Source organism: Haloarchaeobius baliensis, assembly GCF_052060055.1.
GTDB lineage: Archaea > Halobacteriota > Halobacteria > Halobacteriales > Natrialbaceae > Haloarchaeobius > Haloarchaeobius baliensis.
Window position 1 is genome coordinate 322,199 of sequence record NZ_JBPPFR010000002.1, and the last position, 19,412, is coordinate 341,610.

22 protein-coding genes are annotated in these 19,412 nt (G+C 69.4%); 15 read left to right on the forward strand and 7 right to left on the reverse strand.

The window, feature by feature from the left end:
• The first annotated feature begins 73 nt into the window (after positions 1-73).
• Both ACSG06_RS12475 and ACSG06_RS12480 read left to right on the forward strand, forming a co-directional pair.
• Positions 74-664 carry an AsnC family transcriptional regulator gene (locus tag ACSG06_RS12475; RefSeq protein ID WP_440990609.1) on the forward strand — a complete coding sequence of 197 codons (591 nt, stop codon included), beginning with the start codon at positions 74-76 and terminating at the stop codon, positions 662-664.
• 60 nt (positions 665-724) lie between these two features.
• Positions 725-1,330, forward strand: coding sequence for a riboflavin synthase (locus ACSG06_RS12480; protein ID WP_440990610.1), 606 nt, complete (start codon positions 725-727; stop codon positions 1,328-1,330).
• Between the two features lie 37 nt (positions 1,331-1,367).
• Here ACSG06_RS12480 and ACSG06_RS12485 read toward each other — a convergent pair whose 3' ends face one another.
• A complete protein-coding gene (locus tag ACSG06_RS12485; RefSeq protein ID WP_440990611.1) occupies positions 1,368-2,405 on the reverse strand; it encodes a PrsW family intramembrane metalloprotease in 1,038 nt (345 codons plus the stop codon).
• 408 nt (positions 2,406-2,813) lie between these two features.
• Between ACSG06_RS12485 and ACSG06_RS12490 the strand changes: the two genes are divergently transcribed.
• Together ACSG06_RS12490 and ACSG06_RS12495 are read left to right on the forward strand one after the other, a co-directional pair.
• Complete coding sequence (locus tag ACSG06_RS12490; RefSeq protein WP_440990612.1) at positions 2,814-3,188, forward strand: DUF7532 family protein; 375 nt, start codon at positions 2,814-2,816, stop codon at positions 3,186-3,188.
• Entirely contained in the window at positions 3,185-4,618 is a 1,434-nt protein-coding gene (locus tag ACSG06_RS12495) for a ribonuclease FAU-1 family protein (RefSeq protein WP_440990613.1), read from the forward strand. The genes ACSG06_RS12490 and ACSG06_RS12495 overlap by 4 nt, the downstream gene beginning before the upstream one ends.
• Here the strand turns inward: ACSG06_RS12495 and ACSG06_RS12500 are convergent.
• Positions 4,615-4,914 (reverse strand): DUF6432 family protein, encoded by a 300-nt coding sequence (locus ACSG06_RS12500; RefSeq protein WP_440990614.1) that lies wholly within the window; start codon positions 4,912-4,914, stop codon positions 4,615-4,617. The genes ACSG06_RS12495 and ACSG06_RS12500 overlap by 4 nt on opposite strands.
• Positions 4,915-5,038: 124 nt before the next feature.
• Between ACSG06_RS12500 and ACSG06_RS12505 the strand changes: the two genes are divergently transcribed.
• The 3 genes from ACSG06_RS12505 to ygfZ all read left to right on the forward strand — a co-directional run bounded on the left by ACSG06_RS12505 (position 5,039) and on the right by ygfZ (position 7,841).
• Positions 5,039-6,211: a DUF7093 family protein gene (locus ACSG06_RS12505; RefSeq protein ID WP_440990615.1), complete on the forward strand. Its 1,173-nt coding sequence runs from the start codon at positions 5,039-5,041 to the stop codon at positions 6,209-6,211.
• A gap of 37 nt (positions 6,212-6,248) precedes the next feature.
• A complete protein-coding gene (locus ACSG06_RS12510; protein WP_440990616.1) occupies positions 6,249-6,638 on the forward strand; it encodes a DUF5611 family protein in 390 nt (129 codons plus the stop codon).
• 105 nt (positions 6,639-6,743) lie between these two features.
• A complete protein-coding gene (ygfZ, locus tag ACSG06_RS12515) occupies positions 6,744-7,841 on the forward strand; it encodes a CAF17-like 4Fe-4S cluster assembly/insertion protein YgfZ (protein ID WP_440990617.1) in 1,098 nt (365 codons plus the stop codon).
• Between the two features lie 21 nt (positions 7,842-7,862).
• Here ygfZ and ACSG06_RS12520 read toward each other — a convergent pair whose 3' ends face one another.
• Positions 7,863-8,747 carry a metallophosphoesterase gene (locus ACSG06_RS12520; protein WP_440990618.1) on the reverse strand — a complete coding sequence of 295 codons (885 nt, stop codon included), beginning with the start codon at positions 8,745-8,747 and terminating at the stop codon, positions 7,863-7,865.
• Between the two features lie 38 nt (positions 8,748-8,785).
• Complete coding sequence (locus ACSG06_RS12525; protein ID WP_440990619.1) at positions 8,786-9,868, reverse strand: geranylgeranyl reductase family protein; 1,083 nt, start codon at positions 9,866-9,868, stop codon at positions 8,786-8,788.
• A gap of 525 nt (positions 9,869-10,393) precedes the next feature.
• On the opposite strand from ACSG06_RS12525, the gene ACSG06_RS12530 reads away from it, so the two are divergent.
• Together ACSG06_RS12530 and ACSG06_RS12535 are read left to right on the forward strand one after the other, a co-directional pair.
• Positions 10,394-10,846 (forward strand): universal stress protein, encoded by a 453-nt coding sequence (locus tag ACSG06_RS12530; protein WP_440990620.1) that lies wholly within the window; start codon positions 10,394-10,396, stop codon positions 10,844-10,846.
• Between the two features lie 83 nt (positions 10,847-10,929).
• Positions 10,930-11,259 carry a DUF7344 domain-containing protein gene (locus ACSG06_RS12535; protein WP_440990621.1) on the forward strand — a complete coding sequence of 110 codons (330 nt, stop codon included), beginning with the start codon at positions 10,930-10,932 and terminating at the stop codon, positions 11,257-11,259.
• A gap of 34 nt (positions 11,260-11,293) precedes the next feature.
• Here ACSG06_RS12535 and ACSG06_RS12540 read toward each other — a convergent pair whose 3' ends face one another.
• Together ACSG06_RS12540 and ACSG06_RS12545 are read right to left on the reverse strand one after the other, a co-directional pair.
• On the reverse strand, positions 11,294-11,842 hold the full coding sequence (locus ACSG06_RS12540; RefSeq protein WP_440990622.1) for a GNAT family N-acetyltransferase: 549 nt from the start codon (positions 11,840-11,842) through the stop codon (positions 11,294-11,296).
• Positions 11,839-12,207, reverse strand: a complete 369-nt coding sequence (locus ACSG06_RS12545; RefSeq protein WP_440990623.1) for a universal stress protein — start codon at positions 12,205-12,207, stop codon at positions 11,839-11,841. Before ACSG06_RS12545 ends, ACSG06_RS12540 begins: the two co-directional genes overlap by 4 nt.
• Positions 12,208-12,311: 104 nt before the next feature.
• On the opposite strand from ACSG06_RS12545, the gene ACSG06_RS12550 reads away from it, so the two are divergent.
• Complete coding sequence (locus ACSG06_RS12550) at positions 12,312-14,402, forward strand: beta-propeller domain-containing protein (RefSeq protein ID WP_440990624.1); 2,091 nt, start codon at positions 12,312-12,314, stop codon at positions 14,400-14,402.
• A gap of 12 nt (positions 14,403-14,414) precedes the next feature.
• On the opposite strand, the gene ACSG06_RS12555 is transcribed toward ACSG06_RS12550, so the two are convergent.
• Complete coding sequence (locus tag ACSG06_RS12555; RefSeq protein ID WP_440990625.1) at positions 14,415-15,416, reverse strand: extracellular catalytic domain type 1 short-chain-length polyhydroxyalkanoate depolymerase; 1,002 nt, start codon at positions 15,414-15,416, stop codon at positions 14,415-14,417.
• A gap of 143 nt (positions 15,417-15,559) precedes the next feature.
• Between ACSG06_RS12555 and ACSG06_RS12560 the strand changes: the two genes are divergently transcribed.
• The 5 genes from ACSG06_RS12560 (at position 15,560) to ACSG06_RS12580 (ending at position 19,373) form a co-directional block, all read left to right on the forward strand.
• Complete coding sequence (locus ACSG06_RS12560; RefSeq protein ID WP_440990626.1) at positions 15,560-16,420, forward strand: aldo/keto reductase; 861 nt, start codon at positions 15,560-15,562, stop codon at positions 16,418-16,420.
• Positions 16,421-16,672: 252 nt separating this feature from the next.
• Entirely contained in the window at positions 16,673-17,515 is an 843-nt protein-coding gene (locus tag ACSG06_RS12565) for a ZIP family metal transporter (RefSeq protein WP_440990627.1), read from the forward strand.
• A 93-nt stretch (positions 17,516-17,608) separates the two neighbouring features.
• Positions 17,609-17,920, forward strand: a complete 312-nt coding sequence (locus ACSG06_RS12570; RefSeq protein WP_440990628.1) for a DUF8106 domain-containing protein — start codon at positions 17,609-17,611, stop codon at positions 17,918-17,920.
• A 54-nt stretch (positions 17,921-17,974) separates the two neighbouring features.
• A complete protein-coding gene (gene azf / locus ACSG06_RS12575) occupies positions 17,975-18,727 on the forward strand; it encodes an NAD-dependent glucose-6-phosphate dehydrogenase Azf (protein WP_440990629.1) in 753 nt (250 codons plus the stop codon).
• 46 nt (positions 18,728-18,773) lie between these two features.
• Positions 18,774-19,373, forward strand: coding sequence for a DUF7983 family protein (locus tag ACSG06_RS12580; protein WP_440990630.1), 600 nt, complete (start codon positions 18,774-18,776; stop codon positions 19,371-19,373).
• The last annotated feature ends 39 nt before the right edge of the window (positions 19,374-19,412 follow it).

The window sequence follows — 19,412 nt, forward strand, 5'->3', positions numbered from 1 at the left end:
AACCGTCCAGGACCTTCGATTCCAAAGCCGAATCCGCACAACGCTTTTCGGTACCCGTGTCGTCTCTCCGATAATGCGCGACCTCGACGACACCGACATGGAGATCCTCCGCCTGCTCGCCGCCGACGCCCGCCGCTCGTTCGCCAGCATCGGCGACGAGGTCGGCCTCTCCGGCCCCGCCGTCTCCGACCGCGTCTCCCGGCTGGAGGAGGTCGGCGTCGTCCGCCGGTTCACCGTCGACGTCGACCGCTCGCAGCTCCGGGACGGCACGCCAGTCCTCGCCCGCCTCGACCTCGCGACCGGTGCCAGCGAGGAGGTCGCCGCCGCGCTCCGGGCCGCGGACGCCGTCGAACACGTGTTCACCACTGCCGACGGCGACGTGACCGTCCACGCCCGCGTCCCCGGCGCCGCCGTCCACCGCTGGCTCGACGGTGTCGTCGACCCGTCGGTGGTCCGTGACGTGGACGTGGAGCTGGTCGCCAGCTCGGAGTGGTCGCCCAGCGTCGGCGGCGTGGAGTTCGCCCTCTCGTGTGCCGAATGTGGGAATACGGTCACGAGCGAGGGCACCTCGGCACGCATCGGCGACGACGTCTACCAGTTCTGCTGTGGCTCCTGCGAGGCGCGGTTCCGGGACCGGTACGAGGAGATCGACGCTGGCGTGTGACCGTCGGCGCGTCCGACGGTTCTGACAAGCGTTTTGGGTGCCCGACACCAAGCCCCGCCAATGTTCACGGGAATCGTCGAGGAGACGGGCGAGATCGTCGGCGTCACCGACACCGCGGACGGGCGACGGCTGCGCATCGCGGGCGATGTGGTGCTCTCGGACGTGGGTCACGGTGCGAGCATCAGCGTCAGCGGCGTCTGCCTGACCGTCGAGGCGTACGACGAGGAGACGTTCGAGGTGTTCCTCGCGGAGGAGACCGTCGCGAAGACCTACCTCGGGGACGTCGAGGTGGGCGACCCGGTGAACCTGGAGCGGGCGATGCCGGCGGACGGCCGGTTCGACGGACACGTCGTGCAGGGCCACGTCGACACGACGGCGACGGTGCGGTCGGTGGAGTCGGTCGGCGAGGACTGGCGGTTCGCGTTCGACCTGCCGGCGGGCTACGGTCGGTACGTCGTCGAGAAGGGCTCGGTGACGCTCGACGGCATCAGCCTGACCGTCGCGGAGCGGGACGAGGAGGGCTTCGCGGTCGCCATCGTGCCGACGACGTACGAGCTGACGAACCTGTCGACGAAGGAGCCGGGCGACCCGGTCCACCTGGAGGTCGACGTCGTCGCGAAGTACGTCGAGAACATGCTTGGCGAGCGGGCGACGGGCGGCGAGTAGGCTGTCCGACGGATAGGATGGGCGACGGATCGGTGGGTCAGCGACGCGGGGGACTGTCGAACTCGGTGAGTTCGGGGTCGTTCGGCCGGTTCCGGTGTTCGAACACGCCGGTCTCGCGGTAGGCGCGCTTGTAGTTCCGTAGCTTCCGGTAGAGGAACAGCCCGATGACGGTGTCGTAGGCGACGATGTAGACGATGCTCGCGGCGAAGCCGTCCAGCGGCGAGACGAGCGAGATGATGCCGGGGACGTAGCCGACCGTGATGTTGTAGGTGGCGTGGAACAGTGCGGCGAGCAGCAGCCCCTTGACGACGATGGGGCCGTAGTGCTCGCGGTTGAACTTCGCGAGGCCGAGGTAGAAGCCGGCGATGGCGGAGTAGATGACGTGGCCGGGGCCGGCGAGCGCGCGCAGCGCGGCGATGTTCGACCCGGCCTCGACGATGGAGACGGTGGTGCCGGTCGCCTCGATGAACTGGGTGATGTAGAAGGCGTTCTCGATGGTTGCAAAGCCCAGTCCAGCGACCGCGCCGTACACCGCACCGTCGATGACGGCGTCGAACTCGGCGCGCCGGAAGGCGTAGATGCGGACAGCGAGCCACTTCACGAACTCCTCGCCGGGGCCGACGATGAACAGGAAGAAGAGCACGCCGCCGATGAACCCCTGGGTGGAGAGGCCGACGCCGTCGAAGACCGCGCTGGTGAACGTGTTGACGATGCTGGCGAACGTCGAGAACACGACGGCGAGCATGAACGTGCCGGCGAGCATCGGCAGGGGTTCGCGCGTGGTCACGTCGCTGCGGTAGACGTAGCCGGCGAGCAGTAGCGCGGGGACGAGCGACAGGAGGACGAACGTCCCGACGATGGGGTTCGAGACGGTGGCCAGTCCGCCGAAGGCGAAGAGCGCGAGCGTGATGATCGTCGCGATGCCGATGACGACCCAGCGCGCGGCCGGCCGCAGCCCCTCGTAGACCGCGACGGCGATCCCGTCGAACTCGCTGCGCTGGTCCCAGGTCGCGACCTCGTACAGGTCCCGCCCGCGGTCGGCGGCGCGCTCTATCGGGTCCCGTCGTGGACTCATTGGCTCCGGGTTGGGGGAACGGCCCCGTAATGGTTCCCCCTGTGGTCGCCGATGCCGTCCTTAAGGATGGGCGTGCCATCTTAGTATGACATTGATTCACAGTATCCGTATTAGGGATAGCTTATCAACGAGAAACCCTGTGTACGTTGCAATGACAGACCAGAATAGCCGAGGAATGCTCTACACCCCCCTCCCAACCGAGGAGGACGGTTTTAGAAAACCAGTACCGACACTAACACGACCCACAGACGCCCCCACTCCCGCGACCGACGCACCGCACACCGAATCACCCACCGCTTCTCGCCCCACTTCCACCGAATCTCCGAGCTCCTGGCAGGGCACCCTCGCGGACGACTGACCGGCCCGCGGAAGCCCAGGTTCAAGACGCTGCTTCGAGTAGCGCCGCGTATGCACTTCGACCAGCGGACGCAGGCCGCCCTGCGCGAGGTCGGCCTGACGACCGAGGAGCTACAGGTCGCCTCCGAGGGCGTGGTCGCACGCGTCGCCGAGGCCGCCGACGCCATCGAGGAGTTCTTCGAGACGAACGACGTGGTGTACTCGGACATGGACCAGGCGCACTCCACCGCCGAGTTCCCCGAGCACACCGTCGAGTACTGCGACGTGACGACCCACGCGGCGGATATGCGCGGCTGGCTCCGCTTCGACACGTGGGGCGTGTACGTCGAGGACGGTCGCCTGCTGGACGACGGTACCGTCGAGCTGACCCTCGGGCCGAGCGTCGACGACCGGGTGCGGTTCGCGCCGACCCGCGACGCGCTATGACGGTCCGGATCCGGGGCATCTACACGACCGCGCTCACCCAGCGCCTGCTCGATGCCGGCGTCGACGTGGTGCAGGCGTCGCCACCCATCCAGCGCCGCTTCGCCGACCACGACGCCGACCTCGCGGCGGTGCCCGACGCCGCCGCCGTCGAGACGACCGACGACAGACAGGGCGTCGGCATCCACGGCGACGCGGAGACCGTCGCCACCGTCCGCGATGCCTGCACCGGCGTCGGTCGCGACGCGCTCTCGTGGGCCGACCCCGCGGGCCGCGGCGCGGTCGTCGACGGCGTCGTCACCGAGACGCTCGGCTCCGGCGCGGTCGTCGACTGCGGCGACTTCGAGGGCTTCCTCCCCTTCAGCGCGACAGACGGCTACGTCGAGGACGGCGACGCGCTCCGGGTGCAGGTGTCCGACCCGACGCCGCCCTGGGGCGACGACAGGGCGGAACTGACGACCGAGCTGACGGTGCAGACCGGCCTCGTGGAGCTCTCGCGGGGGCGCTCGGGCGTGTCGGCGAACGTGCCCGGCGAGCGGGCGACCGAGCTCGTCCGCACCGTCGAACTCCTCTCGGCGGACGTGCCCGACGGCTGGGGGCTCCGCTGGCAGCGCGCCGCCGAGGACGCCGAGATGGGTGCGCTGGGCGACGCACTCGCCGACGCCGTCGAGCGCGCCGAGACCCTCGACGCGGCGGTCGCCGACGCGCCGCCCATCGAGGACAACGTCGGGAGCGACGACGCGGTCGTCGCCGACGGCGAGGCGACGGTCTGGGTGTGGTTCGGACGCGAGAGCCGGTTCGGGCTGGACGACGTCCGCCGCGCGGTGGAGTCCACGATGGTCGGCCACCACCGCGTGAAGGCGGCCGCCCGCTCGGCCAACACCGCCGTCGACTTCGTCGAGGCCGTCTGCGACGACCCCGGCGACGGCGCGTTCCCGTTCCGCGCAGTCAGCGAGGGATTCGGCCCGCGCCTGGGCGACCGCCTCGGAATCTGTCACGGCAAGCCCGAGGGCCGGGCGTTCACGCTCGGGCGGGGCGAGGTCACCGAGTGCGACCCCGACGCGGGGACGCTCACGGTCGAGCGGTCGATGACCGGCGGCGGCACCTACGACGCGCTCGGCACGCCACGGGAGTCGGGCGACACCGCGGTCACGAAGCTCAAGGAGGGGCGCTGGTGGTACCCGACGGTGTACCGTGATTCGGAGGGCGAGTCGAAGGGCACCTACGTCAACATCTGCACGCCGGTCGAGCTGTTCCCCGACGCGGCCCGGTACGTGGACCTCCACGTCGACGTGGTGAGACACGGGGACGGGACGGTCGAACGCGTGGACGACGACGAGCTCGACGACGCGGTCGCGGCCGGCCACGTTCCCGAGCCCCTCGCCGAGAAGGCCAGACAGGTCGCGACCGCCGTCGAGCGGGCGCTCGACTAGAACGGCAGGCGGCGGCGGAGCTCCTCGACGAGCGACGGGTCGTCCGCCAGGTCCTCGGGGTCGGGGACGACCTTCTCGGCCGGTTTGATGACGGTCCGCGAGGCCGACGGCTGTTCGACGACGATGAGGTCGTCCTCCTTCAGCCCGGCCAGCGCGTCCTCCAGCGCGTCGATCTCGACCTCGACGTGCGACCGCAGCTCGAACACCGTCATGCCGTCGTGCTGGCGGTCGACGAGGGCGTCGAGCACCGAAACGTCGATCTCGTCCCGGTCCCGGTACTCCCGCTTTGCCTTCATCACCCCACACTTGGCGAGGATACGATTTGATGTTTGTCCCTGTGGACGCTGTCCGTCGGACGCGTGTCGGACGCCGACTGGCGCGGCAGTAGCCTTTTAGGCACGGACAGGGTAGGCCGTCACAATGGGTCTGATGTGTTCGCTCCGTGGTCACGACTGGAGCGAGAGGGAACTGGAGGACGAGCGCGACGAGCGCGGGAACGAGGTCGTGCTGACGGTCCGGGAGTACGAGGTCTGCTCGCGCTGTGACTCCCGGAACCTCGTCAGCGAGAACACGGAGGTCACGTCGGTCGCGAAGGCGGGCGGAGCGGACGACGACGAGGCGGACGAGGAGAACGAGGCCGAGCCGGCTGCAGCAGTGGCTGAGCAGGAGAACGAGGCCGAGCCGGACGCGGCGACGGCGGAACAGGCGGCGGAACCGGCGGCCCCCGAGACCGGGGAGACGGTCGACGAGTCCGTCGCGGACACCGCCGACGATGGGCCGGTCGTCGAGGGCGACGACGCCGCCATCATCGTCGACGCCGAGGAGTCCGATGCCGGCGCGGCCGACGCCACGCCGGACGCGACCCCGGAGCCGGCGGACGCGACCGACGCGACCGACGCGACCGCCCCCGACCCCGCCGACGAGGATGCGGTGGTCATGACGGACGACGACGAACCGACCGACTCGGCCGTCGACGCCGGCGCCGACGCCGGCGAGCCGACCGCGGACGCGCCCGAAGCGTCGGCCGACCCCCACGAGGACCCCGAGAGGGACGACGGCGTCATCCTCCCCGGCGAGGGGTCGGAGCCGTCGACCGGCGACGAGCGCGGCCACGGCGAGTGGCCCGAGCACGAGCAGGCGGACGCCCCGGAGGCCGGCGGGTCGACCGACTGGCCCGACCACGATGCCGACGACGGGGGCTACGACGCACAGGTCCCCGACGACGAGGCGGCCGACGTGGAGTTCGGCGGCGGGCTCGCCCCGGAGGCCGAGACGGACGCGCCGGCGGAGTCGGAGACGGCCGCACCGGAGGAGGGCCACGACGCCGAGTTCGTCGACAACGCGACCGGGCGTGCCCCGGAGCAGACACGCGAGGAGCAGTCCTCCCGGCGCCAGCGCGACGGCGAGAGTGTCACCGGCATCGCCAGCGCGAGCGAGGTGACCGCGCCATCGGAGGGCACGAACACGAGTCCGGACGCCCAGCTGGTCTGTCCGGCCTGTGGCAACGCCGAGAGCCGGTCGCGCACCTCGCTACGCGCGGGTGACATCTGCCCGGAGTGCAAGCGAGGGTACCTCGCCGAGGCGGACGAGTGACGAAACAAGTAAACCGACCCCTGTCGTTGACCCACCCATGAAGGAGTACAAGATGCGACGAGGCGAGTACCTCGAGGAGCGAATCCCGGACCTCGAATCGACCGTCGAGGAGTACTTCGGGCCCATCACAGGCACGGAGGAGTACAAGGGAAGCGACCTGTTCGTCATCGAGGAGCCGGACAACCCCGTCTTCGAGCGCGTCGTCGCCGGCGCCGTCTCCTACTCCGGCAAGAAGGACAAACTGGCCGTCGAGTTCCACGAGCGCGACGTCGCCGATCTCGGCCCCGACGAGCTCGAGGCCGCCGGCGACGCCGTCGACAAGAAGAACGACTTCCTCCTCGAGGCGACCGGTCGCGACGCGAAGTCCCGCCGCAAGTCGATGAAGCGCTCGGTCGAGGACGACCCCGACCACGACGTCGACGCGTAACCACCTTCTCCCGGCGAGTCCCCGCCTCCACCGCCCGCCCGACAGCCGTCGCTCGGCCGGAATGGGAGCCTTTACCCGCGGACGACGCCAACCTCGATTCAGCAAATGACGGTCATCGAGTCGGTCCACGCGGACCACGGAGCCACGTTCACCGAGCGCGGCGGCCGTCGGGTCGTCGACCACTACGGCCGCCCGGAGCGGGTGCACAAGGCGGTCCGCCGCGTCGTCGGCGTCATCGAACTCGGCTACGGCGTCGTCGTCGTCTCGGGTGACGACCGCGTCGAGTTCGTCGACAACGCCGTCTCCAACCGCGTGCCCACCGAGGACGGGCACGGCTGTTACGCGCTCCTGCTCGACCCGCAGGGCGGCATCGAGACGGACATGTACGTCTACAACGCGGGCGAGCGCCTCCTGCTGTTCACGCCGCCCCAGCGCGCCCGGTCGCTCGCCGAGGACTGGGCGGAGAAGGTGTTCATCCAGGACGTCGAGATACGGGTCGCCACCGACGAGTTCGCCACCTTCGGCGTCCACGGCCCGAAGTCCACCGAGAAGATCGCCAGCGTGCTGAACGGCGCCGGCAGCCCGGAGGGCCACCTCTCGTTCGACCGCGGCTCGATGGGCGACGACGGCGTCACCGTCGTCGCGAGCGACGCGCCCGCCGGCGACGAGGGCTACGAGGTCGTCTGTGGTGCCGACGCCGCCGCCAGCGTGTTCGACACGCTCGTCAACCACGGGCTGAACGCGGCACCGTTCGGCTACCGGACGTACGATATGCTGACGCTCGAGGCCGGCACCCCGATGTTCGACACCGAACTCGAGGGCCGCATCCCGAACGTCGCCGGCATCAGGAACGCGCTGGACTTCGAGAAGGGCTGCTACGTCGGGCAGGAGGTCGTCTCTCGCGTCGAGAACCGCGGCCGCCCGAGCAAGCGCCTCGTCGGACTCGAACCCGACGCCGTCCCCGAGTCCGGCGCGGCCGTCTTCGCGGGCGACGCCGTCGTCGGCGAGGTGACCCGCGCCGTCGAGAGCCCGATGCTCGAACGCCCCATCGCACTGGCGTACGTCGAGTGGGACGCGGCCGACGGCGCGACCGACCTCACCGTCCGGTTCGAGGGCGACGAGGTCGACGCGTCGGTCGTCGACCTCCCGTTCGTCGACGGCAGCGACCGCTCCGCGCGGCTGCCGACGTACCCCGAGGACTGAGCGTCGAACCGTCCGTCTCCGCTACACCTCGCGCAGCGCCACGCTGCCGTCTTCCTGCCTGACAAGCGCCCGGAGCGAGTCCGGCGTCTCGACGACGACAGCCTCGCCGCCCGGCGCCCCGACGTTGTTCAGTATCACGTCCCCACAGACGACGTTGCCCGTCCGCGTCACGGCGTCGTGTCTGGTGTGGCCGACGACCTGCGGCGGCGACCCGCCGGGCAGGTGCTCGAAGTCCAGCCAGACGACGCCTGCACCGGGGCCGCGCCCGTCGTACTCGGGGTCGTCGCCGTACATGAGGACGTGTCCGTACGCCTCGAACAGTCGCTGGTGTTCGGACCGGTCCTCGCCGGTGCCGACGACGCCGACCAGCGAGCCGGCTGCGGCGGTCAGGTCGTCGTTCACCGATGCCGCATCCACACCGTCCGGCGCGCCGGCGTGGACGAACGTGTGGTCGTACCCCTCGTAGGCGACGCTCACGTCGCCGGCACGGATCTCCTCGTAGAAGTTCCGCCGCTCCGCGTCGTCCACGCGGTCGCAGTACCAGCGGTCCCGGTCGGGGGTCGGGTACAGCAGGAACGTCTCGTGGTTGCCGATGTGGTACCGCACCCGTCCCTCGGGGGCCGCCTCGCGCAGGCGACGGACGAGCGAAAGACAGCCCGCCGAGTCGGGGCCGCGGTCGATCATGTCCCCGTTGAACACCAGCACGTAGTCGTTGCCGGCCCAGTCCAATCCGCCGTCCTCCCGCTCCTCGACGATCGGGTCGAACGCGTCGTGGTCCGAGAGCGTCAGGAGGGCGCTCCGGGCGCGGTCCAGGTGGCCGTGTACGTCGCTGAGACTGACGATGGTCGGGGTGCCGGAGAGGGCGGCGACGGTGTCACGGGGGCGCTGGGCGTGCTCGCCGCTCATGCCCCGTGCTTGCTCGTCACCCTACAAAAACGCCCGCCTCAGGGACGGAGCATCTTCTTCAGGTGCTCGACCGAGAACACGCTGGTGGGACGGTCCATGTGGACGCCGATCTCGCCCGAAACGCTCGCCAGCCCGAGCGTCTGGACCGGCTCCGGCAGCGAGTACGCCTTCCGGATGAGGTGCCCGAGCCGGATCTCCGTCGAGAGGTCGTCGCGCCACGCCTCCTCGTAGTCCGCCAGCGTGCGCGGGTCGTCGGGGTCGACGGTCCGCACCGCGTGGTCCGCCGCGGTCATCCCGTAGAGGATGCCGCCGCCGGTGAACGGCTTCGTCTGCGCGGCGGCGTCGCCCACGAGCAGCCCGCGCCGCGAGGTCACCACGCCCGCCGGCCCGACCGGGATGAGCCCCGAGCAGCGCTTCTCGATGTCGGCGCCGTAGCCCGCAACGAGCTCGTCGAACAGCTCGTTCACCTGCTCGCCCGGCGGGCACGCCAGCCCGTACTCCACGCCGGCGTCGGCCCGCGGGATGCGCCACGCGAAGAAGCGCGGCGCGGTCAGGTGGACGTCCACGAAGTCCTGCGGGTCCGCGTCGGGGTCGAACCCGAGCACGCCGTGCAGCAGCTCGCCCGGTTCGGGCAGGTTCAGCGCCTTCCGCACCCTTGAGGTCGGGCCGTCCGCGCCGACGACCATCTTCGCCTCGTGGCTCTCCACGCCGTCCGGTCCGCGCGCGGTGACGGTGACGCGGTCCCTGCCCTCGTCGACCTCGGTGACGGTGTGCTCCTCCCGCAGGTCTGCACCCGCGTCCCGCGCGAGGTCCGCGAGGTGGCGGTCCAGCCCCACGCGGTCGATGACGTTCGAGACTACCTCGCGCTTGTAGAACTCGTGGGCGCCCGAGCCCGGCCCACCGACGTGGAACCGCGCGCCATACACCTCGTTCTGCAGCAGTTCGTCGCGCGCCTCCGGCCCGGTGAACTCCCAGATATCCGTGCTCACGTGGCCGGAGCAGGCGAGGGGTTCGCCGACCCGGCCCTGCTCCAGCGCGAGCACGTCGTGCCCCGTCTCGCTGGCCCGTCGCGCGAATCTGGAACCGGCGGGTCCGGCCCCGACGACGACGAAGTCGTACATGTCCGACGGCTAGCGGGTCGTGGGTAAATACCTTCCTCGTCTGTTCTTGGAGGTTCGGTTCGAGGAGTGTGTGGCTTCTCGTTCAGTCGTAGGACTCGGGTGGCTCGCGAACAGCCAGAAAGCCCCTCAGTCGTGGAAATACCTTGAACCACGAGCAGCCAGAAAGCCCCTGCTCGCTCGCCGCCTGCGACTCGCTGCGCTCCTCGTGCCTGCGGTGCTTGCGTCGTCTCGGCTGGCGAGCGAGCAGCCCCTTTCAGTCCCACCGACCGCACCGCAACCGCCCTCAAACCTCCCCAGCCTCCTGCGATGCTCACTTCGTTGCGCTTCTCGTCCCTCACGCGGAATGGCTCGCGGCCTCGCAAGGCTCGGCACGCTCGCCAGCCGCGCGCCACCCGGTTGGTTCTTCGATGGCGCAGACCGAAGGTTTACAATATTTGTAAACTCTCACAGGCCGAACCACCACGAACGGGCCCCACCCACGCACGAGGGGGCACGTTTTTGGTGCGTGCCGACGCACTCCCGCACATGACCGAGGCGCTCGACGTAGACCTCGTACTCGTGCCCGTCGACGGGAGCGACGAGTCCGTCACGGCGGTGGAGTACGCGGTGGCGATTGCGGGCAGCTACGACGCGAGGGTGCACGCGGTGTACGTCGTCGGGCAGGACGTCTCGCGGGCCATCGAGGAGGGAGCGATCGACGAGGACGAGGTCGCCGCGGAGGCACAGTCGTTCGTCGACGACACCATCTCGGTGGCGGCCGACCAGGACGTCGAGCTGTCGACGTCGACGGCGTACGGCTTCTCGACGCACCGGAAGACCCAGCATCCCGGCAGCGTCGTGCTCGACACCGCCGAGGAGCTCGGAGCCGACTTCATCGTCGTCCCGCGCGAGTCGATGGCCGACGACGCGGGCGACGTACTCGCGAAGGCTGCAGAGTACGTGCTGCTGTACGCGAGCCAGCCGTTGCTGTCGGTGTAGCGCGGCTCTATCCGCTGGTTCCGACCGAACCGTTCCGTATCAGGGAGTACACTTTTGCTGTCCAGTGTTGTACATTATTGTCTATGAACTTCGCTCACTGTTACCCGGACAAGGCGCCGGCCATCGACAGACTGCTCGACGCGCTCCAGGACAGCCTCAGACGCGAGGTCGTCTACTACTTCGAGAACTGCACAGGAGCGGAGACGGCGACGCTTGACGAGCTGGTCGACCACATCGACGGCCGGGTCCCGTCGCCGGCGCGCGAGGAGCTCCGGCTCCAGCTCCGCCACGTCCACCTGCCGAAGCTCGCGGCGGCGGACCTGCTGGAGTACGACCCGCGGACGGACCGCGTCCGATATCGAGGGTCCGAACACGGCGGCTGGTTGCTGCAGGAGGTGGCCGACATCTTCTGAGCGCGGCGGTGCGGATTCCGGTACTGCTGCGATCTCAGCCGTCCAGCCGCAGCGACATCTCCAGCTCGAAGCTCTCCGAGCCGCAGGTCTCGAAGCCGACGTCGCGGTAGAGCTCGACGGCGGCGCGGTTCCAGCGCTCGACGGTGAGCCAGACGCGCTCGATGCCCTCGCGTTTCCCGTAGCCGAGCAGCGTGGTGAGCAGTTTGCGGCCGATGCCGGCGCGCTGGTGGGACTGCAGGACGAAGATGGCGAGCTCGTAGGCGCAGTCCTCCGCCTCGTAGCTGCTGGTGTCGGGGACGAGCGTGGCGTGGCCGACGACGCTCTCGCCGTCGCGGGCGACGACGTTGAGGCCCTCGCCGAAGATCGTATCGAGCCACTCGCGGATGCGTCCCTCGCCGGTCGGGGGGATGCCCTGGGCGCGGTCGGCGGGGTCGAAGTCGCAGTACATCTCGGTGACGGCGTCGACGTCGGCCACGTCGGCGGCCACGACCGATATCTCCCGGTCCTCCTTGTCCGCGAACGTCTGCGGTGGCTCGGGGAACGGACCGGCCGGCTCTTCGGGGTAGACTCGCTGTCGGGTCATCGGACGAGCCTCACGGTGACGTTCGCGTTGAGCAGGACGAACTCGGTGATTGGCCCGAGCCGTATCTTCCCCATCGGGCTCTCGGTGCCGCCGCCGATGGCGAGCTGGTCGAACGATTCGCGCTCCGCGATGTCGACGAGCGTGCTTCCGGGGTCGCCGGAGACCACCCGGACCTCGACGTCGAGGCCGGCGTCGACGACGAGTTCGCGGGCGGCGGCCGCCATCTCGTCCTGCGAGCGCTTGGCCTCCTCCTTCGGGACGACGACGACGGTCAGGTCGTCGCCGGCCTCCCGGGTGCGGTCGATGGTCTTGCGCAACGTCTTCATCGACTCGTCGCTCCCGTCGATTCCCAGCAGCACCTTCATACCCACCCACTCCGCCCGAACCGTGAAAACGGTTGCCCTCGCAAGCTGAAACCGCCGTTTCAGCCAGCGATACGGCCTTTATGTCGGCTATCCTCTGCCTGCATATGCGACGTTCCCTCCAGGCAGTGGTGTTGCTGGCCGCCATCGCGACGGTGGCGGTCGGCGTGGGTGCCTTCGCGCTCATGACGGACAGTCCGGGCGACGCGAACGACCCAGCGACGACGGACCCGCCGACCGTCGACGACGACGCGTCGGTCGAACAGTTCGAGTCGGACGCGGCGTTCGAGTCGTACGTCAGGGAGGCCCAGCGCGACAGCGGCGGCATCTTCGGCGGCGTGGTCACGTTCCAGGGTGGTGCCGAGGTCGCCGTCGAGACCGCCGACGCCTCGGTCGCCCGCGGTGAGGCCGGCGGTGCGGGCGGCGCCAGCGACACCCGCATCTCCGAGACGAACGTGCAGGTCGGCGGCGTGGCCGAGCCCGACCGGCTCCAGACCGGACAGCAGACCCTGTTCTACGCCGACGGCCGCTACTGGGGCGGCGGCTACGTGCGCGAGGACGGCTACGGCCGCACCCGCATCATCGACGCGAGCGACCCCGCCGCACCCGACCTGATCGGCGGCATCGACGACTCGGGGCAGCTCCTGCTCGTGAACGACACGCTGGTCGTGCTCTCGAACGAGCGCGTCACCGGCTACGACGTCTCCGACCGCGAGAACCCGGAGCAGGTGTGGGAGGTCGGCCTGAACGCCCACATCCAGACCGCCCGCATGACCGAGGGGCGACTCGTCCTCGTCCTCCAGCAGGGCGTCACGCTCGACGGGCCGTGTCCCATCGAACCGTTCACGGACCGGCCCGGCACGGCCTGCACCGACGTCTACCACCCCGGCGCGGACGCCGACGCCTCGGTTACCTACACCGTCGTCTCGATGGACCCGCACACGGGCGATGAACACGACCGCGTGACGTTCCTCGGCACGCGCCAGCACTCCGCGACGTACGTCACGAACGACTCGGTGTACCTCACCTACACGCAGCGGGTTCCCTACGCGGAGACGTACCAGGCGTACCTGCAGGGCAGCGACCTGCTCGACGAGCGCGCCCACGACCGCCTCGACGAACTGGCGACGTACGACCTCACCGCGAGCGCCCGGATGACCGAGCTCCATGCGCTGGTGCAGGACTGGCTCGCCCGCCAGCCCGCCGACGAGCGCCAGCAGCTCCGCGAGGACCTCCAGTCCGGCTACACCGAGTACGTCGACGAGCGCAAGCGCGACCTGCTGCGCTCCGGCATCGTCCGCATCGACCGCGACGGTGATTCGCTCTCCGTGGCCGAGACGGGCTCGGTGCCCGGTCGCCCGCTGAACCAGTGGGCGCTCGACGAACACGAGGGCACCCTTCGCATCGCGACGACGGTCGACCCACGCGGGGCGACCTCGGTCAACGACGTGTACACGCTCGACGGCTCGCTCGAGATCCAGGGTTCGGCCCGGAACATGGGCGAGACGGAGCAGATCTACTCCGTGCGCTTCGAGGGCGACACCGCCTACGTCGTCACCTTCCGCCAGATCGACCCGTTCTACACGCTCGACCTCTCCGACCCCGAGAACCCCGAGATACAGGGCGAGCTGAAGCTCCCCGGCTTCTCGCGGTACCTCCACCCGCTGTCGGAGGACCGCGTCCTCGGCATCGGCGAGGAGGACGGCCAGGTGAAGGCGACGGTGTTCGACGTCTCCGACCCCGAGAACCCGACCGTCGCGGAGTCGCGCATCCTCGACGCGCGCTGGTCCGCGGTCGCACAGACCCACCACGCGTTCCTCTACGACCAGCGCCACGACGTGTTCTTCCTGCCGACCGAGCGCGGCGGCTACGTGTTCGACACGGAGCTGAACCAGCAGGCGTTCGTGCGCACCGACTCGCCGGCGACCCGCGCGGCCTACGTCGGTGACTACCTCTACGTCTTCTCGAACGACGGGCTGACCGTCGTCGACGAGGAGACGTGGGAGCCGGTCTCCGAGCTGCCGTTCGACCGGGTCGACGCCGAGCAGCCGACCGAGCCCGTCGAGGAGCCCGCCGGCCCCGAGCCGCGACCCGTCGACTCCGACGCCGACGAACCCAACGCACCCGACGAGCCCGTCTGGCCCGTCGAGCCCGTCGACGCGGAGTGGCCCGCTGGCCCGCCCGAGGCCGCTCAGTAACCCGAAAGCGCCCTACCAGTTCGAACAGAAGCTCCAGACCGCCGCGCTCGCGTCCGGTGCGTCCGGGGCGGTGTACGATTCTCCCGCCGCGCCACCGGCCCAGTCGTGGCCCATGTCCTCGACGGCCCAGTGCTCGACGACGGTCGCGCCGTCGGGGTCGTGGAACCGGTTGCGCTCCCAGTCGTAGCCGCCCGTCGAGCCGGTGGTCGTCTCGTCGGGGGTGGTGTCGACGCCGCCGTCGTCGTCCCCGTCGCGGGCGAGGTCCGACGTGTGGATGGCCTGGAGCGCGGCCTGCTCTCCGTTGACGGGGTCGACGGTGTAGTCGTCGGTGCCGTGGACCACGACCGTCGGGACGGTGCCGACGACGCCGTTGTCGACCATCGCCTCGTAGGCGTCCTCGCCCTGGTACTCGGGGTCGGGGCCGCCGTAGGTCATCGCCCACGTCGCGCCAGTCCCGGTCTCGGCGGCGTCGTACTCCAGCCCGGAGTGGACCCCGCCGGCGGCGTACACGTCGGGGTAGGCCACGAGCAGGTTCGAGACCATCGCCGCGCCGGCAGAGAAGCCCGCGACGTACAGCGAGTCGGCGTCGAGACCGAGTGCGTCGACCTCGTGGCCGGCGATGCTCGTGATGACCGCGCCTTCGCCAGAGCCCCGTGCCGTGTTGTAGTCGTAGTACCAGTTCCAGCAGTCGAAGGCGTTCGCGAGCGACGCCTGGTCCGGGTACACCACGACGAAGCCCTCCTGTTCGGCGAGGGCGTTCATCCCCGTCGCGGCCGCGAACTCGTCGGGCTCCTGCGAGCAGCCGTGGAGCATGACCAGGAGGGGCTCACCGCCAGACGCGCCCGAGGGGACGTACCGGGTGTAGTGTGCGCCGTTCAGGTACTCGTCGGTGTAGCTGCCGTCGGCTGTGGTGGCCGTGCCTGTTCCCGTCGCCGCGGCGGCCCCGGTCGCCGCGAGACCACCCGTGGCCGTCAGTGCGGTGCCCGCCGCCCGGAGTACGTCACGTCGTCTCATGACAAAAGTTGTCACACATCCTCCGTGCCTAAAGGGCCGGGTTCACGTGTTAACGTCGGTAATTCGTTTCGGTGCTTCGAGGGGTCCCGGCCGTGACGACCGGGAGGCCGACACTCTTGGGGCTGGCGGTCGCATCACCCTACATGGCGACACAGAACCAGTCCGAGACGTTCGACCTGGGCGGCGAGACGACGGTCAACCGCCTCGGCTTCGGGGCGATGCGGCTCACCGGCGAGGACATCATCGGTCCGCCGGCCGACGAGGACGAGGCCCGACGCGTGGCACAGCGCGCGGTCGAGCTCGACGTGGACTTCGTCGACACCGCGGACTCCTACGGCCCCGGCGTCTCCGAGCGCATCCTCGGCGAGGCCCTCGACTGCACGCGCGACGACCTCGTCGTCGCCACGAAGGGCGGGCTCCTCCGGAACCGCGACGGCGAGTGGCTCCCCCATGGCGACCCGGACTACCTCCGGAACGCCGTGCTCTGCAGCCTCGACCGGCTCCGCGTCGACACCATCGACCTCTACCAGTACCACCGGCCCGACCCCGACACACCGTTCGAGGACTCCGTCCACGCCCTCGCCGAGCTGAAGGACGACGGCATCATCGAGCACGTCGGCGTCAGCAACGTCAGCGTCGACCAGCTCGAGACCGCACTCGACATCGTGGACGTCGCCACGGTGCAGAACCGCTTCAACGTCGGCTACCGCGAGGAGGCAGACGTGCTCGCCGCCTGCGAGGACCACGGCGTCGGCTTCATCCCGTGGTACCCCCTCGGCGCCAGCGAGCTCGACGACGACGTGGCCGCGGCCGTCGACGCGGTCGCCGACGCCCACGACGCCTCCCAGCCGCAGGTCGCCATCGCGTGGCTGCTCCAGCACTCCGACGTGACCCTCCCGATCCCCGGCACCGGCAGCGTCGCCCATCTGGAAGAGAACGTCGCCGCGTCGGCCCTGGAGCTGACCGACGACGAGATGGCGAGACTGGACGCGGTCGGGGAGTGACGAGAAGCGCAACGAAGTGAGCATCGCAGTCGGCTGGGGAGGTCTGAGGTGCAGTGCGGGTGCGGTCGGGCGGGGGCTTTCCGGCTGGTATTGTCTCCAGTCATCCTGACGACGGTCGGGGCTTTCTGGCTGTGATTCTCGCAAGTTACCGCCCAACGAGCGATTCCAACAGATGATGAGACGAGCACGGGACAACACTCAAACCACGCGCCCGAGAACGCACCCGATGATGCAGCACGGAGGGAGGACGAGATGAGCCTCGAGTCCCAGTTCGTCGACCTGTTCGGGACGAACGCGCTGGTCTGGGGACTGGTCGGCGGGCTCGTCATCGCGGGGATGAACCTCGTGGGGGCGTGTCTGGTGTTCGTCTGGCGCGACCCCTCGAAGCGCGAGCTGGACGGACTGCTCGGCTTCGCCGCAGGCGTGATGTTGTCGGCGAGCTACACGAGTCTCATCCTGCCGGGGATCGAACTCGCCGGTGGGAACCTCGTCCCCGTCGTGGTGGGGTTCGCGCTCGGCGTGCTGCTACTCGACCGGGCCGACGAGTGGGTGCCACACGTCCACGTGTTCGTCACCGGGAAGACCCGGGACGAGGGGCGGGGCGACGACGCACGCGTCGCGTCGGTGCTGCTGTTCATCGTGGCCATCACGCTGCACAACATGCCGGAGGGGCTGGCCGTCGGTGTCGGCCTCGGCTCGGCCGCACTGGACCCGAGTGCGACCGTCGACGGGCAGTCGGCGCTCGGGAACGCGATCTCGCTGATGCTCGCCATCGGCATCCAGAACATCCCGGAGGGTTTCGCGGTCTCGGTCGCGGCGGTCAACGCCGGGCTGGGCAAGCGGTTCTACGCGGCATTCGCTGGAATCCGGGCCGGGCTGGTGGAGATTCCGCTCGCGCTGTTCGGCGCGCTGGCGGTCAGCCTCGCCGCGCCCATCCTTCCCTATGCGATGGGCTTCGCTGCTGGCGGGATGCTGTTCGTCATCAGCGACGAGATCGTCCCCGAGACCCACGCCCGGGGGAACGAGCGCATCGCCACGCTGGGGACCATGGCGGGCGTGCTCGTGATGCTCTCGCTCGACGTGGCGCTGGGCTGAGACGCCCCCGTCACGAGACGTGGGAACGGCTCCGTTGGCATCGGTACACACACGCAAGAGAGGCTTATACGCCTGGAATACCTGGTTCCGCGTATGAGCAACCTCCGTGTCGACGCACCCGGCGACGGCACACGCACACGTCGCAAGGCGACGCTGTTCTGCGCCGCCTGCGACCACGAGAGCCCGGTCGACGGCGACTGGCTCCGCGCAGACCGCGCCGGGGGCACCGCCCTCGTCTGCCCCGACTGCGGCCACACCCTCACCGTCCGCCGGACCGACGCCGATGCCGACGACGCCGACGACCGCGACGCCATCGCGACGCTCGCGGCCACACCCGCCCGCCTCATCAGTGACTACGCCGCGGCCGTCAACCGGGCCGCGAGCGCCTGGACCACCGGCGACTGAGCCGCCGCGCCAAACCACATCCTACTTACTGTCCCCCGCCCTCCCATCGACCGAATGGACGACCCCGTCCTGCTCACCGGCGCGTCCGGCCACGTCGGCACCGCCATCCTCGACGAGCTGGCCGACGACTACGAGTGGCGGTGCCTCGACCGCGACCCGCCGACCGACCCCGAGCGGTTCCCCGGCGAGTTCGTCGTCGCCGACGTGACCGACGAGGCCGCCATCCGCGACGCGGTCGAGGGCTGCGGCGCGGTCGTCCACCTCGCTGGCGACCCGCGTAAGACAGCACCGTGGGACAGCGTGCTCGCCAACAACATCGACGGGACACAGAACGTCCTCTCGGCGGCCGTCGACGCCGGCGTCGAGCGCGTCGCCTTCGCCTCCTCGAACCACGCCGTCAAACATTACGAGACCGAGCGCAAGCCCGACCTCTACCGCACCCACGACGAGTTCCGGCTGGACGGCACCGAGCTGCCGCGACCGGGGAACCTCTACGGCGTCTCCAAGGCCAGTGGCGAACTCCTCGGGCGCTACTACCACGACGAACACGACCTCTCCTTCGTCGCGGTCCGCATCGGCAACCTCACGAAGGGTCACCCGCCGAAGGACTACGAGCGCGGGCAGGCGATGTGGCTGTCGTACCGCGACTGCGCGCACTTGTTCGACTGCTGTCTCACCGCCGACTACGGCTACGAGATCGTCTACGGCATCTCCGACAACGACCGGAAGTACTACTCGCTGGAGAACGCGAAGGACGTACTCGGCTACGAGCCGCTGGACAACAGCGCGGACTGGAACGACGAGTGACGAATCTGCCTGAACGCTTTACCCCAACCACCTCGTATCGGCTGACATGTCCTTCGGATCGACGTGGGAGACCCTGCTCGAAAACGTCGAAGACCTCCCTGACATGGCGACCCTTTCGGCGCCCCTCACGGGTGCACTCATCGAGGTCAGAGGGTCACAGGACGAGTCGATCTCGATTCAGTACCGAGACCGCACCGAGACGGTCGCACTCGGTCGCAACAGGTTCGAAACGCTGTGCGAGAACGTTACGGAGGCCGATGACGGCTTCAACCTCGACAGACTCCCACCGAACGGGGAACCCTATGCGGTTGTACTCACTCTCCACCCGGAATTCGAACTCGACCAGGACGGGTGGGTTCTGGATCGTTCTGCTGAGACCTCGGAGACCGCGTTGGTCGAAAACGGCCCCAGTAGCGAACCTCCCGAGAGGAGCGAGGACGATTCGGAGCTCTCCATCGAGCAGATGATGGATAACATGGGAGACCCGAAAGAACGGGTCACGTGTCCGATCGATGGCTGCGGATACAGCCATCGGTCCGCTGCCTCTGTCGCCCGCCACGTGAGCGGAAGCAGCACCGACAGACACATCTGGGAGAACACCAGCTACGCTGGATGGCGGGCTTTCGTACGGGAAAACGGTGACTGAACTAGCTGATTCAGAGTCGATGAAAGCCCCATCGAGCGG

Excerpts from the sequence above, each read along its gene's own strand:
- ACSG06_RS12510 (WP_440990616.1), top strand. The coding sequence starts at position 6,249 with ATGAAGGAGTACAAGATGCGACGAGGCGAGTACCTCGAGGAGCGAATC.
- ACSG06_RS12565 (WP_440990627.1), top strand. The coding sequence starts at position 16,673 with ATGAGCCTCGAGTCCCAGTTCGTCGACCTGTTCGGGACGAACGCGCTG.
- ACSG06_RS12550 (WP_440990624.1), top strand. The coding sequence starts at position 12,312 with ATGCGACGTTCCCTCCAGGCAGTGGTGTTGCTGGCCGCCATCGCGACG.
- ACSG06_RS12545 (WP_440990623.1), bottom strand. The coding sequence starts at position 12,207 with ATGAAGGTGCTGCTGGGAATCGACGGGAGCGACGAGTCGATGAAGACG.
- ACSG06_RS12500 (WP_440990614.1), bottom strand. The coding sequence starts at position 4,914 with ATGAAGGCAAAGCGGGAGTACCGGGACCGGGACGAGATCGACGTTTCG.
- ACSG06_RS12535 (WP_440990621.1), top strand. The coding sequence starts at position 10,930 with ATGAACTTCGCTCACTGTTACCCGGACAAGGCGCCGGCCATCGACAGA.
- ACSG06_RS12495 (WP_440990613.1), top strand. The coding sequence starts at position 3,185 with ATGACGGTCCGGATCCGGGGCATCTACACGACCGCGCTCACCCAGCGC.
- ACSG06_RS12475 (WP_440990609.1), top strand. The coding sequence starts at position 74 with ATGCGCGACCTCGACGACACCGACATGGAGATCCTCCGCCTGCTCGCC.
- ACSG06_RS12530 (WP_440990620.1), top strand. The coding sequence starts at position 10,394 with ATGACCGAGGCGCTCGACGTAGACCTCGTACTCGTGCCCGTCGACGGG.
- ACSG06_RS12540 (WP_440990622.1), bottom strand. The coding sequence starts at position 11,842 with ATGACCCGACAGCGAGTCTACCCCGAAGAGCCGGCCGGTCCGTTCCCC.
- ACSG06_RS12570 (WP_440990628.1), top strand. The coding sequence starts at position 17,609 with ATGAGCAACCTCCGTGTCGACGCACCCGGCGACGGCACACGCACACGT.
- ACSG06_RS12560 (WP_440990626.1), top strand. The coding sequence starts at position 15,560 with ATGGCGACACAGAACCAGTCCGAGACGTTCGACCTGGGCGGCGAGACG.
- ACSG06_RS12525 (WP_440990619.1), bottom strand. The coding sequence starts at position 9,868 with ATGTACGACTTCGTCGTCGTCGGGGCCGGACCCGCCGGTTCCAGATTC.
- ACSG06_RS12490 (WP_440990612.1), top strand. The coding sequence starts at position 2,814 with ATGCACTTCGACCAGCGGACGCAGGCCGCCCTGCGCGAGGTCGGCCTG.
- ACSG06_RS12505 (WP_440990615.1), top strand. The coding sequence starts at position 5,039 with ATGGGTCTGATGTGTTCGCTCCGTGGTCACGACTGGAGCGAGAGGGAA.
- azf (WP_440990629.1), top strand. The coding sequence starts at position 17,975 with ATGGACGACCCCGTCCTGCTCACCGGCGCGTCCGGCCACGTCGGCACC.
- ygfZ (WP_440990617.1), top strand. The coding sequence starts at position 6,744 with ATGACGGTCATCGAGTCGGTCCACGCGGACCACGGAGCCACGTTCACC.
- ACSG06_RS12480 (WP_440990610.1), top strand. The coding sequence starts at position 725 with ATGTTCACGGGAATCGTCGAGGAGACGGGCGAGATCGTCGGCGTCACC.
- ACSG06_RS12580 (WP_440990630.1), top strand. The coding sequence starts at position 18,774 with ATGTCCTTCGGATCGACGTGGGAGACCCTGCTCGAAAACGTCGAAGAC.
- ACSG06_RS12485 (WP_440990611.1), bottom strand. The coding sequence starts at position 2,405 with ATGAGTCCACGACGGGACCCGATAGAGCGCGCCGCCGACCGCGGGCGG.
- ACSG06_RS12520 (WP_440990618.1), bottom strand. The coding sequence starts at position 8,747 with ATGAGCGGCGAGCACGCCCAGCGCCCCCGTGACACCGTCGCCGCCCTC.
- ACSG06_RS12555 (WP_440990625.1), bottom strand. The coding sequence starts at position 15,416 with ATGAGACGACGTGACGTACTCCGGGCGGCGGGCACCGCACTGACGGCC.